The 13,283-nt window shown below is 68.6% G+C and carries 13 protein-coding genes; 10 read left to right on the top strand and 3 right to left on the bottom strand.

The window, feature by feature from the left end; translation table 11 throughout:
• Positions 1-198: 198 nt before the first annotated feature.
• The gene (locus tag ACSVDD_RS13040; protein ID WP_448189794.1) at positions 199-1,017 is read right to left on the bottom strand and encodes a hypothetical protein; all 819 of its coding nucleotides are present in this window, start codon (positions 1,015-1,017) and stop codon (positions 199-201) included.
• A gap of 425 nt (positions 1,018-1,442) precedes the next feature.
• Between ACSVDD_RS13040 and ACSVDD_RS13035 the strand changes: the two genes are divergently transcribed.
• The 5 genes from ACSVDD_RS13035 to ACSVDD_RS13015 all read left to right on the top strand — a co-directional run bounded on the left by ACSVDD_RS13035 (position 1,443) and on the right by ACSVDD_RS13015 (position 6,586).
• The gene (locus ACSVDD_RS13035) at positions 1,443-2,963 is read left to right on the top strand and encodes a DegQ family serine endoprotease (protein ID WP_448189793.1); all 1,521 of its coding nucleotides are present in this window, start codon (positions 1,443-1,445) and stop codon (positions 2,961-2,963) included.
• A gap of 102 nt (positions 2,964-3,065) precedes the next feature.
• Entirely contained in the window at positions 3,066-3,824 is a 759-nt protein-coding gene (locus ACSVDD_RS13030; RefSeq protein ID WP_448189792.1) for a glycosyltransferase family 2 protein, read from the top strand.
• Positions 3,821-4,150, top strand: coding sequence for a lipid-A-disaccharide synthase N-terminal domain-containing protein (locus ACSVDD_RS13025; RefSeq protein ID WP_448189791.1), 330 nt, complete (start codon positions 3,821-3,823; stop codon positions 4,148-4,150). The genes ACSVDD_RS13030 and ACSVDD_RS13025 overlap by 4 nt, the downstream gene beginning before the upstream one ends.
• A gap of 5 nt (positions 4,151-4,155) precedes the next feature.
• Positions 4,156-5,832: an ArnT family glycosyltransferase gene (locus ACSVDD_RS13020; protein WP_448189790.1), complete on the top strand. Its 1,677-nt coding sequence runs from the start codon at positions 4,156-4,158 to the stop codon at positions 5,830-5,832.
• A 19-nt stretch (positions 5,833-5,851) separates the two neighbouring features.
• Complete coding sequence (locus ACSVDD_RS13015) at positions 5,852-6,586, top strand: phosphatase PAP2 family protein (RefSeq protein WP_448189789.1); 735 nt, start codon at positions 5,852-5,854, stop codon at positions 6,584-6,586.
• Here ACSVDD_RS13015 and ACSVDD_RS13010 read toward each other — a convergent pair.
• Positions 6,546-7,328: an alpha/beta fold hydrolase gene (locus tag ACSVDD_RS13010; protein WP_448189788.1), complete on the bottom strand. Its 783-nt coding sequence runs from the start codon at positions 7,326-7,328 to the stop codon at positions 6,546-6,548. The genes ACSVDD_RS13015 and ACSVDD_RS13010 overlap by 41 nt on opposite strands.
• 148 nt (positions 7,329-7,476) lie before the next feature.
• On the opposite strand from ACSVDD_RS13010, the gene ACSVDD_RS13005 reads away from it, so the two are divergent.
• On the top strand, positions 7,477-7,806 hold the full coding sequence (locus ACSVDD_RS13005) for a hypothetical protein (RefSeq protein ID WP_448189787.1): 330 nt from the start codon (positions 7,477-7,479) through the stop codon (positions 7,804-7,806).
• A 5-nt stretch (positions 7,807-7,811) separates the two neighbouring features.
• Here ACSVDD_RS13005 and ACSVDD_RS13000 read toward each other — a convergent pair whose 3' ends face one another.
• Entirely contained in the window at positions 7,812-8,720 is a 909-nt protein-coding gene (locus ACSVDD_RS13000; protein ID WP_448189786.1) for an ROK family protein, read from the bottom strand.
• A 145-nt stretch (positions 8,721-8,865) separates the two neighbouring features.
• Here ACSVDD_RS13000 and ACSVDD_RS12995 point away from each other — a divergent pair, with 145 nt between their 5' ends.
• The 4 genes from ACSVDD_RS12995 (at position 8,866) to ACSVDD_RS12980 (ending at position 13,282) form a co-directional block, all read left to right on the top strand.
• Positions 8,866-9,654, top strand: a complete 789-nt coding sequence (locus tag ACSVDD_RS12995; RefSeq protein WP_448189785.1) for a hypothetical protein — start codon at positions 8,866-8,868, stop codon at positions 9,652-9,654.
• Between the two features lie 348 nt (positions 9,655-10,002).
• Positions 10,003-10,920 (top strand): ABC transporter permease subunit, encoded by a 918-nt coding sequence (locus ACSVDD_RS12990; RefSeq protein ID WP_448189784.1) that lies wholly within the window; start codon positions 10,003-10,005, stop codon positions 10,918-10,920.
• 2 nt (positions 10,921-10,922) lie between these two features.
• Positions 10,923-12,395 (top strand): high-affinity branched-chain amino acid ABC transporter permease LivM, encoded by a 1,473-nt coding sequence (gene livM / locus ACSVDD_RS12985; protein ID WP_448189783.1) that lies wholly within the window; start codon positions 10,923-10,925, stop codon positions 12,393-12,395.
• The gene (locus tag ACSVDD_RS12980; protein WP_448189782.1) at positions 12,392-13,282 is read left to right on the top strand and encodes an ABC transporter ATP-binding protein; all 891 of its coding nucleotides are present in this window, start codon (positions 12,392-12,394) and stop codon (positions 13,280-13,282) included. The genes livM and ACSVDD_RS12980 overlap by 4 nt, the downstream gene beginning before the upstream one ends.
• Position 13,283 lies beyond the last annotated feature (1 nt).

Here is a 13,283-nt window from a genome sequence, read left to right as displayed (position 1 = left end):
GTTGAAAAGGTGCAGTAGATCTTTTGGTAGAACTGCACCCCGATTCTCCTCCGCATTTTGGCGGAGGCGGTTTTCCGTCGCCGTCGACACCGCACGGCCCGCTGCAACCGAACCTGCCGCCGGGCATAAAAAAACCCTCCCCGGCGCACATGGCCGGAGAGGGTTTCTTTGTTCGGCGTTCAGACCTTGCCGCGGCCTTTATTGAGGCCGGCGAGCGGCGCGATGGGCGGGGATCGGGATGGGGCGGGCCACCTGCTCGTCGCGGCGGCTTGCGGACATGTCGATCTCGATGCGGGCGAGCACCTTGCGCAGATCGTGCACGGCGTCGGACAGCGACTGGACGCTGCCGGTGCCGGGTTGCTGGCGCCACGTCCGATACGCCGCGAGGCAGCCGCGCGCCGTTTCACGCAACCGCGCTTCGACCTCATCGACGGGCGGGGTCGGTTCGGGACGGGCGCCGGCCGGACGCGGCGCCGGGGTAGCGGCCGGCTGCTCGCCAGCGGTGGTCGGGGCGGCGACCGGAGCGGCAACGGGTTCCGGAGTCGGTGCCGGGCGCGGCTCTTCGCGCTTCAGCTCCAGGCGGGTCTTCGGCGCGGGCTCCGCGGGGCGGGCGATCTCGGCCGGCTTGGGCGGGGCCTCGGCCGCGGGCCGCGGCGCTTCGGCCGACCGGCGCGCCGCCGGCTGACGGGCGGAGGGCGGCACGGGAGCCTCGGGCACGGCGGCTGCCGGCTGGTCCGGGGTGATCGTGTCGGTGTCGGTGGTCTTCTCGGTGTCTTCGCTCACGGTCACGCCGCTCGCCTCCGCTTTGCGTACGATGTACGAGATGGCGCTGGGGGTGCATTCGAACTCCCGCGCGATGGCCGAGAGCGTCGCGCCGCCGCGATAGCGCTCAAGGATCTGTGGCCAGGCCGATTGCGGGATACGACCGCGGCGCTTCGGGGAATCCTGCTCGCCGCCTTCGGCGCCGGCTTCGGTGTTCGAGATGTCGCTCGGCGTCCAGAGTGTATTCTGCGTCATTCCTGAGATGCTCGTACAGGTTCGCGCACAACCGAACGTGGCGCCACACGGATTTGGTGGGCTTTGTTCGGGCGTTGAGTTTAGGGCGATGATTGTCTGTGCGGATCAATATCGGCGACCGCTCCGAAAAATACCAGCATAACTTTGCGCGGCAAAGCCTTTTCGCGTCTATACGCCAAGGCTCTGAGTCCGCCGAAGGAATTAGCTCCGCCGGCCGGTGCCTTGCCGGCGGTGGCGTCCGGGCAAAGTGCCTCAAGAAGCGCCTTTGAAAGGATAGCGGGCGACTTTTTTAAAGTACCGCTGGAGTGGTTGTCTTTCAAAGCGACCGGCTTCTTGGAAACGTGCGGCGCCCGGCGCTGTTTTGAAGGAGGACGGCGGCGCCCGCGGTGGACGCCGCCGTGCCGCTCCACTGCCGGAGACGCCCCATGCTCGATTCCCTCGCCACCGTCGCGTGCCTGCGGCGGCTCGCGGTGGCCGCCACCCTGACCGCCGCCCTGGCGTTGCCGGCGGCGGCCCAGGATCAGACCCCAAAGGATCAGCCCCAGACTCAGGCCATCACTGGACGCGCGGCGCCGATGAGCTTCGCACCGCTCGCCAGGACGCAGTTGCAGACGGTGGTGAACATCTCGACCACGCAGCCGGCGCCGGGCGGCGAGGCGCAACGCCTGCCGGACATGCCGAGCTTCCCGCCCGGCTCGCCCTTCAACGAGTTCTTCAAGGAGTTCCGCGAACGGCACCAGCAACAGGCGCAGAAGCCGGTGACGGCGCTGGGCTCCGGCTTCATCATCGACTCGGACGGCTATGTGGCGACCAACAGCCACGTCGTCGCCGACGCCGCCGAGATCGCCGTCATCCTGCACGACGGGCAGCGGCTGTCGGCGAAGCTGGTCGGCTCCGATCCGCTGACCGATCTGGCGGTGCTGAAGGTCGAGGCGAAGCAGCCGCTGCCCGCCACCCGCTGGGGCGACAGCGACGTGATGGAGGTTGGCGACTGGGTGGTCGCCATCGGCAACCCGTTCGGGCTGGGCGGCTCGGTCACCGCCGGCATCCTGTCGGCACGCCAGCGCGACATCCATCAGGGACCGTATGACGACTACATCCAGACCGACGCCTCCATCAACCGCGGCAACTCCGGCGGGCCGCTGTACAATCTGGCCGGCGAGGTGATCGGCATCAACACGGCGATCTATTCGCCGACCGGCGGCAGCGTCGGCATCGGATTCGCCATCCCCTCGGCGCTGGCGCGGCCGGTGATCGAGCAGTTGAAGAGCAACGGCGAGGTGCGGCGCGGCTGGCTCGGCGTGCAGATCCAGCAGGTCAGCCCGGACATCGCCGAGAACCTGAGCGTGGCCGAGCAGAAGGGCGCCCTGGTCACCAGCGTGACCCCTGGTGGCCCGGCCGAGAAGGCGGGCATCAAGCAGGGCGACGTGATTTTGAGCTTCGGCGGCAAGGACATCGAGAAGATGCGCCAGTTGCCCCGCATGGTCGCCGGCACCGAAGCCGGCCGGGAGGTGGCCGTCAAGCTGATGCGCGAGGGCCGGGAGCAGTCGCTCCAAGTCACCGTCGGCGCCATGGAACCGGAGACGCAGATGGCTGCCGCCGGCTCCAGCGGGCCGACCCCGCCGCGCGGGTCGGTGCGTTCGGAAAAGGCGCTCGGCCTGACGCTGGCGCCGATGAGCGAGAACATGCGCGAGGCCTTCGAGATCGAGGATGGCGCCGAGGGCGTGGTGGTCGCCGAGGTGTCGGAGAACAGCGCCGCCTCCGACCGCGGCTTTGAGGCCGGCGACGTCATCGTCGAGGTCGGCCAGGAGCCGGTGAAGAAGCCCGAGGAGGTGCTCGCCAAGATCAAGAGTGCGCGCGATCAGGGCCGCAAGACCGTGCTGATGCTGATCAGCCGCCACGGCGACCTGCGCTACGTGCCCGTGCCCATCGAGGGGCGCGGGTAAGCGGCCTTGCGGGAGGGACTTCGGTCCCTCTCGCTTTTCTCCTACCGCTCGCCTCGCTCCGGCGGTATTTTGCCGCCCGCCTGAGCATTGGGGTTAGCGCCTGTGAGCATTCCTGCGGCGGATCGGCAGCCCGTACGGCTGTCGGTCGTCATTCCCGTCTTCAACGAATCCGAAAACGTCCTGCCGCTGCTCGATGAGATCGAGCGGGCGCTGGCGCCGTTGGGCTCCTTCGAGGCGATCTTCGTCGACGACGGTTCGACCGACGACACCGCGAACGTCCTGGCCGACGCGGCGGCGGCCGGTCGTCCCGTGCGCCTGCTGCGTCACCGCCAGCGCTCCGGCCAGAGCGCCGCCGTGCGCACCGGCGCCAAGGCGGCGCGGGCGGAGTGGGTCGGCACGCTGGACGGCGACGGCCAGAACGACCCGGCCGACCTGCCGGCCCTGCTGGCCCGCGCGCTGGAGCACGACCACCCCGTGCTGGTCGGCGGCCTGCGCAAGAAGCGCCAGGATTCGCTGTCCAAGCGCGTCGCCTCGCGCCTCGCCAACAAGGTGCGGCAGGCCATGTTGCAGGACGGCTGCACCGACAGCGGCTGCGGCATCAAGGTGTTCCACCGCGAAACCTTCCTCGACCTGCCGTTCTTCGGCGCGCAGCACCGCTTCATGCCGGCGCTGTTCCGCGCACACGGCCATCACGTGGCGTACGTGCCGGTCAACCACCGGCCGCGCCAGCGCGGCGCGTCGAAGTACACCAACCTGCGCCGCGGGCTGATCGGCGTGGTCGATCTGATCGGCGTCTACTGGCTGAAGCGCCGCACGGTGCTGTCGCCCAGTGTGGAAGAGCGTGGGGGGCCGTCGGCATGATGGACAAGCTGATGGCCTGGTACGCCAGCACCTCCGCGACCGAGATGGTGTGGATCGGCCTTGGCCTCTTCGCCCAGGCGCTCTTCATGATGCGCTTCGTCGTACAGTGGATCGCCAGCGAGCGCATCAAGCGTTCCGTCGTGCCGGAGACCTTCTGGTACTTCTCCATCGGCGGCGGCATCTTGCTGCTGGCCTACTCCATCTACCGGGTTGACCCGGTGTACATGTTCGGCCAGGGGCTCGGCCTGATCATCTATTTCCGCAACCTGTACTTCGTCTGGACACACAAGAAGGCTGGCGGCGACGCCCCGGCCGACGCGGGCTGAGCGCCATGCGCTGGGCGGCGTTCGAGGGCGGTCCGGGGACGCGCGTGCCCCTGCTGGCGTACGCGCTGCTGGCGCTGCTGGCGGTGGCGCTGTTCCTGCCGGGCTTCACCAGCATCCCGCCCTTCGACCGCGACGAGGCGCGTTTCGCGCAGGCCTCCTACCAGATGCTGGAGAGCGGCAACGTCGTCGACATCCGCTTCCAGGACGAGGCGCGCTACAAGAAGCCCATCGGCATCTATTGGATGCAGGCCGCCGCCACGGCGCTGTCCGGCGAGTCGGACAAGGTCATCTGGACCTACCGCATCCCGTCGATGATCGGCGCGGTGCTGAGCGTTCTGCTGACCGCCTGGGTCGGCGCGCGGCTGTTCGGGCCGGCGACCGGCGTGCTGGCGGCGGTGATGCTGGCCGGCTGCGTGGTGCTGGGCGTCGAGGCGCGCATGGCGAAGACCGACGCCATGCTGCTCGCCACCATCCTCGCGGCGCAGGGCGCGCTCGCCCGCATCTACATGGACCGCGACAAGCCTTCTTCCGGCCGAGGGGGCGGCTGGGGCGCCGCGGCGGCGTTCTGGATCGCTGCCGGCATCAGCATCCTCATCAAGGGGCCGCTGGTGCTGCTGGTGTCCGGCACCACGGTCGCCGGACTGGTGCTGTGGGAGCGGCGCGCGGCCTGGCTGAAGCGGCTGCGGCCGCTGCTCGGTCTGGCCATTGTCGTCGCCATCGCCGCCCCCTGGCTGATCGCCATCGCCATCCAGACCAAGGGCGCCTTCTTCGCCGAGTCCGTCGGCCATGACATGCTGGGCAAGGTCGCCGGCGGGCAGGAGGGCAAGGGGTTGCCGCCGGGCTACTACCTGGGCACCTTCTGGATCACCTTCGCGCCGTGGTCGTTCCTGACGCTGCTGGCGCTGCCGTGGGTGTGGCGCAACCGGCGCTCGGACGCCGTACGCTTCTGCATCTGCTGGATCGTGCCGAGCTGGATCGTCTTCGAGGCGGTGCCGACCAAGCTGCTGCACTACACGTTGCCGGTCTTCCCTGCCATCGCGCTGCTGACCGCGCAGGCGTTGCGCGACGGCTTTGCCCGCACGGCGGAGGCCCGGCGCCGTACGCTGCTCATCGCCGCCGCGGGGCTGGGCATCGTGACGTACGCGGTGCTGGCGGTCGCCATCGCCGTGGTGCCGTGGGTCATCGACGCGCGCGTCGAGTGGGCGGCGCTCGCCATGCTGCCGCCGGTTCTGGCGCTGTACGTGTGGGGTGTACGTCTGGTGGCGCGCGGCGACGGGCTGCGCGGCGTGGCTGCCGCCCTGGGCTCGGTCATCGTGCTGTACGCGGCGACGTACACGCTGGTCCTGCCGGGCATCGACGGGTTGTGGATCAGCCGCTCGGCGGCGCAGGTGGTGTCGGCGGTGCGGCCATGCCCGACCACGACCGTCGCCTCCGCCGGCTATTCGGAGCCGAGCCTCGTCTTCCTGGTCGGCACGCGCACCAAGCTGGTGGGCGGCGGGGACGCGGCGAAGCATTTGCTGTCCGACCGGGCCTGCGCGCTGGCGCTGGTCGACCAGCGCGAGCTGGCGGCGTTCCGCAGCGCGCTGGACGGCGTGGAACCGAAGCCGCTGGGCGAGGTTCATGGCTTGAACTACAACAATGGCCGGCGCATCGTCCTGACACTGTACGCCGCGCCGCCCTGACGTTCGGGGGCATCATCGCATGGCCGCCACGCGCAACCGCACCCTGCTGGCTCTGCTCTGGCTGAGCATTGCGGCGTTGGCGCTGGTCCTGCTGATGCTGTACGTGGACAAATCGGTGTCCGGTGCGGCCCTGCTGGCGCCGCACAGGCTGGTCAGATTCTTCGGAATCGTCACGTTCTTCGGGCAGAGCTGGCTCTATTGGGTGCCGGCGGCGGTGCTGTTCTTCGTTTTTCTTGTGCTGTCGCAGCGGACGACGCTGCACATGATGTATTACCGCTGGGCGGCCGAGGCGGCGGCCTTCGTGTTCGCCGCGGTGGCAGGGTCGAGCATCGTCGTTGGAATCATCAAACGCGTGGTCGGCCGGGCGCGGCCCTATGTCGAGCTGCCGCCGGACACCAGCCCGTTCTCCTGGTTCGTGCTGGACAATGATTTCGAGTCGTTTCCCTCCGGCCACGCCGACACCTTCCTGGCCGTCGCGACCGTGCTGGCGTGGCTGTGGCCGCGCTGGCGCTGGCCGATTCTGTTGGCCGGGGTGCTGGGCGCGGTCAGCCGTGTCGTGCTGCACGTCCACTACGTCAGCGACGTGGTGGTGGGCGGCGCCATCGGCGTCGGAGTCGCCTATGCCATGCGCTCGTGGTTCGCCGACCGCGGCTGGGCGTTCCGGCGGCGGCGCGACGGCTCCATCCGCATGAAGCCGGCCGGGCGCTGGACGCTCATGCGCGTGCGGCGACGGCTCCTGAGGCCACGCGCCTGACGAAGCCGGCCATGGCGTCCAGCACGGCGTCGGCTTGATCGCGGTGCGGGCTGTGCTTGCAGTTCGGCAGCATCAGCGCCTCGACCGGGCTGGAGACCTGCGCCGCCACCGCCTCGATCTGGGCCGGTGTGCCGTACTCGTCGTCGTCGCCCTGGATCAGCAGGGTGGGGGCGGTGATGCCGGGCAGCACGTCCTCGATGTTCCAGGCCGGGAACCGCGGGTCGAGCCAGATGTCGCGCCACAGGCCGAAGGTGTGCTCCGGGTCCTGGTGGTGGCGGCCCATGCGCCCCTTGAGGTCGGTGGTCGCCCACACCTGATCGGTGGCACGGATGCCGGCCAGCGTCTCCTCCTCGACGAAGACGTGCGGCGCCTCCAGCATCAGCGCCTTCACCGGGCGCTGCGCCTTGCCGGCGTGGATGAGCGCGATGGAGGCGCCGTCGCTGTGGCCGACCAGGATCGGCTCGTGCACGCCAAACTGGTCGAGCACGGCCGGCAGCACGTCCAGCGCCTCGCGGTGCATGAAATCCAGGTCGAACGGCTGCGGCGCCGGGTCGGACCGGCCATAGCCCAGGCGCGAATAGACCAGCACCGGCGCGCCGGTTGCGGCGGCCAGCCGGTCGGGGAAGTCGCGCCACAGCGTGACCGAACCCAGTCCTTCGTGCAGAAAGACCAGCGTGGGGGCCGTGGCGTCGCCGGGAATCCAGCGGTGCTCCAGGCGGCGGTTGCGGAAGGAGAGCGTCATGCGTGCTGTCCTATCAGCGGCGCCCCGGTTTCGGCAAGACGGACGTTCCGCGCGCCGGACGGATTAACACGCCGGCGTGCTGGAATTCCGAGTGGTCTTGCGGCCGAATCGCGGACGAGTACCCGTTCCCGGAAAAGGCGCTTTCCGCATGAGTCGCATGTTGGTGGTGGTGTCCGCGCTGACCCTGCTGAGCCTCCCGGCGCTCGCCCAGGATCAAAAATACCCGAAGTGGATGATGGACGAGGCGATGCCCATCGAGCCCCGCACACCGGTGACCAACCCGGACGCGCTTGGGAACCGCCCCGCCACGCGCGCCAACAAGATGGCCGAATCGAACCAGTTCCGCCGCGACGAGAAGCCCAAGCCCGGCGCGCTGAAGCCCATGTACAGCTCGCAGCACTCGCTGCACCTCGATCAGACCGCGCGCCCCTCGCCGAACCAGCCGCAGCCGGTCAAGGCGCCGCCGCGCCCACGCTGAGCGACTCAGGCCTCCTCCGGCCGCCACAGCCACGCCGCCCCGCGCACGCCGCTCGAATCGCCGTGCACGGCACGGCGCACCGGCGTGTCGATGCGGTCGGAGAAGCACCAGCGCTCGATCAGCGGCGGCAGCGCCGTGTAGAGCGCCTCCACGTTGGACAGCCCGCCGCCCAGCACGATCACGTCGGGGTCCAGCACATTGACGATGGCCGCCAGCCCGCGCGCCAGCCGCTCGCACAGCCGGTCGAGCGCGGCGCCGCACGCCGCGTCGCCGGTTGCCGCACGAGCGACGATCTCCTCCGCGCTGAGGGACTCGCCGGTTGTCAGGCGGTAATCCGCGGCGAAGCCCGTGCCGGACACGAACCCCTCCAGACAGCCGGTCTTGCCGCAATAGCAGGCCGGGCCGGGGCGCTCGCCGTCACGTGGCCAGGGCAGGGGATTGTGCCCCCATTCGCCGGCCACCGCGTTGCGACCCGACAGCGGGCGGCCATGCACGACGATGCCGCTGCCGCAGCCGGTGCCGAGGATCGCCGCGAACACCACGCCGCAGCCCGCCCCGGCGCCGTCCGCCGCCTCGGACACGGCGAGGCAGTTGGCGTCGTTCTCCACCCGCACCGGCCGCGCCAGCGCCGTCGCCAGATCGCGGTCGAAGGGCCGGCCGATCAGCCAGGTGGAGTTGGCGTTCTTCACCAGCCCGGTGGCCGGCGAGACCATGCCGGGAATGCCGACGCCCACCTTCGCGCTCCCTCCCGCCTCGGTCTCCAGCGCTGCCACCAGTTCCACGATGGTACGCACCGTTCCGTCATAGTCCCCCTGCGGGGAGGGAACCCGGCGGCGGGCAAGCTGGTTGCCGGAAGGGGCGAGGACGATTCCTTCCGTCTTGGTGCCGCCGAGGTCGATGCCGATGCGGATCATGGGGCAGAACAGGCCTGGTCAAAGGAGTGAGCGTCAACCGATTGGGGTTGACCGCAACGGGCTATATTGTAGAACGGTTGAAAGAGACGGTGGGACTCGAAAGTGTTCGTCCACCGTCGCAGCACCCTGTAGCCGGAGCATACTGATGCATCGCACGCGCGCCGTCACCGCGACTGCTTCCCCGTCGTTCAGCCTCATCCGGAGCCGGCGCCTGTGGAGCGTGGCGTCCGCGCTGGCTGTGGCGGGCATCGTTGCCGTCGTGTCCGTGCCCGCCGCCGCGGCGGCCGCCAAGTCGTCGACGGCCAAGTCGGCCGCCGCCAAGCCGTCCGCCAAGGCTTGCTACAGCCGCTCGGAGCACGCGGCCGAGCAGCTGATCCGCATGCACACGGAAATGATGATCACCGGCCTGACCTGTAAGGACGTGGCGCCGGAGAAGGCTCCGTTCGCCAAGTACCAGGAGTTCACCGTCAAGAACCGCCCCAGCATCTCGAAGGCCGAGGGCGAAATGATGAGTCACTTCCGCAAGGTCGGAAAGGGCAACGCCACCAACCAGTTCGACATGTATCGGACCGAGGTGGCGAATGAAATCAGCCGCCGCGCGACGATCATCGGCACGGAGAACTACTGCCAGACCTTCCTGCCCCGCGTCGAGAACGCGGTGAAGCTGACGCCCGACGAGGTGCGCACGCTGACCTCCGACGAGAAGAACGCCGGCCTCATGCACCTTAGCCAGCAGCCGCTGTGCGACGTCAAGGTGGTGAGCACGCCGGATTCCGGCCCGGTGCTGGCCTCGGCCGAGCCGGCGCGCGCCAAGTCGAAGTCCACCAAGCCCGCCGCCGCCAAGCCGGCCAAGCCCGCCGCCGCCAAGCCGGCGGCCAAGGCGGCCGCGATCGAACCGGCGGCGCAGACCGCGTCCACCGACGGCAAGCGCTGAGTTTTCCCGGCACCGGTCCGGCCTCGGCAAAACCCCTCCCGCCCACCGGCGGGAGGGGTTTTCTATTAGGGACTTCGCATAAAACCGTGAATGCTATGCAAATCAGCGGTTTGCCGGTATTTCCCCAACTTTCGTCGGACATTGGCGGTAGTCCCGAACGATTGTGGTTTTCCCTACTTGCCGTATGCATTCGGCCGGGATAACGTCCGGATCGTCAACGAATGTGCCCGGCGGTCTACGCATGGGCTTAGGGACAGTTCAGGGAGCGGCAGATCAAGTGAACGGGGACCGTCGCGTTCTCGCCTCGCTGCCCGTCCGTTTGCCATGCGCTGAGGCGGGAAGAGGCTAATGGAATATTTCCTTCAACAGCTGATCAACGGGCTGACGCTGGGGGCCATCTACGGCCTCATCGCGATCGGCTACACGATGGTGTACGGCATCATCGGCATGATCAACTTCGCCCACGGCGAAGTGTATATGATCGGCGCGTTCATCTCGGTCATCAGCTTCCTGGTGCTGGGAACCGCCGGCATCACCTGGGTACCGTTCCAGCTGCTGGTCGTGCTGGTGCTCGCCATGCTGTTCACCGCGGTCTACGGCTGGACCATCGAGCGCATCGCCTACCGGCCGCTGCGCAACTCGCCGCGTCTGGCGCCGCTGATCTCCGCCATCGGCATGTCGATCTTCCTGCAGAACTACGTGCAGTTGGTCCAGGGCGCGCGCGTCAAGCCGATCCCGCCGGTGGTCACCGGCGGCTTCAAGGTGATGGAGCGCGCCGACGGCTTCGTGGTCAGCCTCAGCTACCTTCAGATCTTCATCATTCTTCTGACCTTTGCGCTGATGTACGGCTTCACCCAGCTGATCCAGCGCACCTCGCTGGGCCGCGCCCAGCGCGCCTGCGAGCAGGACAAGACGATGGCCGGCCTGCTGGGCGTCAACGTCGACAAGACCATCTCGCTGACCTTCGTCATGGGCGCGGCGCTGGCCGCCGTGGCGGGCATGATGGTGACGCTCTACTACGGCGTGATCGACTTCTACATCGGCTTCCTGGCCGGCGTGAAGGCGTTTACCGCCGCGGTTCTGGGCGGCATCGGCTCGCTGCCCGGCGCCATGCTGGGGGGGCTGGTGATCGGGCTTATCGAAGCCTTCTGGTCGGCCTATTTCACCATTGAGTACAAGGACGTGGCCGCCTTCGGCATCCTCGTCCTGGTGCTGATCTTCCGCCCGACCGGCCTGCTGGGCCGGCCGGAAATCGAGAAGGTGTGACGATGACCGCGATTTCCGTCGCACAGCCGCGGTCCATTGCCTGGCCCGCCATCCTGCGCGAGGCCGGCTTGGCCGCCTTCGTAACCATCCTGCTGACGGTGCCGCTCGTCGGCTTGCGCACGGTCGACCGCCCGGTCGGCCTTGGCATCGAGCCGCGCCCGCAGGACGTGCTCACCGCCGCCGCCCTGGTCTTCCTCGGCCGCCTCGGCCTCTGCCTGATTCGCGAGGGGCAGGCGGTGGTCGTCCTGGCGCTGTCGCTGCTGGCCGTCGCCGCGGGCTTCCTGATCAACACGCCGACCGAGGCGTTCAAGATCGTGCTGATCATCGGCGGTGCGGTGATCGCCATCCGCGCCGGCATCTCCATCGGCACCAAGCGCTCCAAGCTGACCCAGGCCGAGCGTGAGAAGCGCATGGACCGCTTCGCCGCCAAGGTGCAGGAGGCGTCGCGCTTCCTCGGCCCCATCGGCATCGTGTTCGCCCTGGTGTTCCCGTTCCTGCCGTTCGCCGACCGTCAGTTCATCGACATCGGCATCCTGATGCTCACCTACATCATGCTCGGCTGGGGCCTGAACATCGTGGTGGGCCTCGCCGGCCTGCTCGATCTGGGCTACGTCGCCTTCTACGCGGTGGGGGCCTACTCCTACGCGCTGCTGGCGCAGTACACGGGCCTGAGCTTCTGGGCGTGCCTGCCGCTCGCGGGATTGCTGGCGGCGATGTCCGGCGTGCTGCTGGGCTTCCCGGTGCTGCGTCTGCGCGGCGACTACTTCGCCATCGTGACGCTGGGCTTCGGCGAGATCATCCGCATCATCCTGGTGAACTGGTACCAATTCACCGGCGGTCCCAACGGCATCAGCGGCATCCCGCGCCCGAGCTTCTTCGGCATCGCCGACTTCTCGCGCAACGGAGCCAACGGCCTGCCGTCGTTTGCCGAGATGTTCGGGCTGGAGTTCTCCTCGCTGCACCGGATCATCTTCCTCTACTACCTCATCCTGGTGCTGGCGCTGGTGGTGAACCTGTTCACCCTGCGCATCCGCAAGCTCCCCCTCGGCCGCGCCTGGGAGGCGCTGCGTGAGGACGACATCGCCTGCACGTCGCTGGGCATCGACCGCACCAAGATCAAGCTGGCGGCCTTCGCCATCGCCGCGATGTTCGGCGGCTTCGCCGGCTCGTTCTTCGCCACCCGCCAGGGCTTCATCAGCCCGGAGAGCTTCACCTTCATCGAGTCGGCGATCATTCTCGCCATCGTGGTGCTGGGCGGCATGGGCAGCCAGATGGGCGTCGTCGTCGCCACGCTGGTGGTCATCGGCCTGCCGGAGATGTTCCGCCAGCTCGCCGACTACCGCATGCTGACCTTCGGCATGGGCATGGTGGTGATCATGCTCTGGCGTCCGCGCGGGTTGCTGGCGCACCGCGATCCGACCATCCTGCTGCACAAGCGCAAGCGCGCCGACGCCCCGGCGGAGGTGGCGCCATGAGCGAGACCATGACCAACACCGCAGCACCCCTGCTCACGGTCGAACGCCTGACCATGCGCTTCGGCGGCTTGGTGGCGGTGGGCGACGTGTCGTTCGCCGCGCACGACCGGCACATCACCGCCATCATCGGCCCGAACGGCGCCGGCAAGACGACGCTGTTCAACTGCATCACCGGCTTCTACACGCCGACGGTCGGCCGGCTGTCGCTGCTGCACCCGAAGGACGGCAAGGAGTTCCTGCTGGAGCGCATGCCCGGCTTCCGCATCTCGCAGCAGGCGTCGGTGGCGCGCACCTTCCAGAACATCCGCCTGTTCGGCGGCATGAGCGTTCTGGAAAACCTGATGGTGGCGCAGCACAACAAGCTGATGCGCGCCAGCGGCTTCTCCATCGCCGGCCTGCTGGGCCTGCCGACCTACCGCAAGTCCGAAAAGGACGCGCTGGAGCTGGCCAAGTACTGGCTGGACCGGGTGAAGCTGCTGGAATTCGCCGACTGGCAGGCCGGCAACCTGCCGTACGGTGCGCAGCGGCGGCTGGAGATCGCGCGGGCCATGTGCACCGAGCCGGTGCTGCTGTGCCTGGACGAGCCCGCCGCCGGCCTCAACCCGCGCGAATCAGGCGAACTGGCCGATTTGCTGACCTTCATCCGGGACGAGCAGAAGATCGGCGTGCTGCTGATCGAGCACGACATGAGCGTGGTGATGAGCATTTCCGACCACGTGGTCGTGCTGGATTACGGCCGCAAGATCTCGGACGGCACGCCGCACGAGGTGAAGAACGACCCGGCGGTGATCCGCGCCTACCTCGGCGAGGAAGAGGCCGAAGAGCTGCCGCCGGACATCGCGAAGGATCTTCCCGACGTCGCCCGCCGGGCGGGGGAGGGGGTATGAG

The sequence above is a fragment of the Azospirillum terrae genome (assembly GCF_053470425.1).
This window is presented reverse-complemented; position numbering and strand designations above follow the sequence as displayed.

Coding starts and splice junctions, on each gene's coding strand:
- ACSVDD_RS13040 (WP_448189794.1), bottom strand. CDS start 1,017: ATGACGCAGAATACACTCTGGACGCCGAGCGACATCTCGAACACCGAA.
- ACSVDD_RS13035 (WP_448189793.1), top strand. CDS start 1,443: ATGCTCGATTCCCTCGCCACCGTCGCGTGCCTGCGGCGGCTCGCGGTG.
- ACSVDD_RS13025 (WP_448189791.1), top strand. CDS start 3,821: ATGATGGACAAGCTGATGGCCTGGTACGCCAGCACCTCCGCGACCGAG.
- ACSVDD_RS13020 (WP_448189790.1), top strand. CDS start 4,156: ATGCGCTGGGCGGCGTTCGAGGGCGGTCCGGGGACGCGCGTGCCCCTG.
- ACSVDD_RS13015 (WP_448189789.1), top strand. CDS start 5,852: ATGGCCGCCACGCGCAACCGCACCCTGCTGGCTCTGCTCTGGCTGAGC.
- ACSVDD_RS13010 (WP_448189788.1), bottom strand. CDS start 7,328: ATGACGCTCTCCTTCCGCAACCGCCGCCTGGAGCACCGCTGGATTCCC.
- ACSVDD_RS13005 (WP_448189787.1), top strand. CDS start 7,477: ATGAGTCGCATGTTGGTGGTGGTGTCCGCGCTGACCCTGCTGAGCCTC.
- ACSVDD_RS13000 (WP_448189786.1), bottom strand. CDS start 8,720: ATGATCCGCATCGGCATCGACCTCGGCGGCACCAAGACGGAAGGAATC.
- ACSVDD_RS12995 (WP_448189785.1), top strand. CDS start 8,866: ATGCATCGCACGCGCGCCGTCACCGCGACTGCTTCCCCGTCGTTCAGC.
- ACSVDD_RS12990 (WP_448189784.1), top strand. CDS start 10,003: ATGGAATATTTCCTTCAACAGCTGATCAACGGGCTGACGCTGGGGGCC.
- livM (WP_448189783.1), top strand. CDS start 10,923: ATGACCGCGATTTCCGTCGCACAGCCGCGGTCCATTGCCTGGCCCGCC.
- ACSVDD_RS12980 (WP_448189782.1), top strand. CDS start 12,392: ATGAGCGAGACCATGACCAACACCGCAGCACCCCTGCTCACGGTCGAA.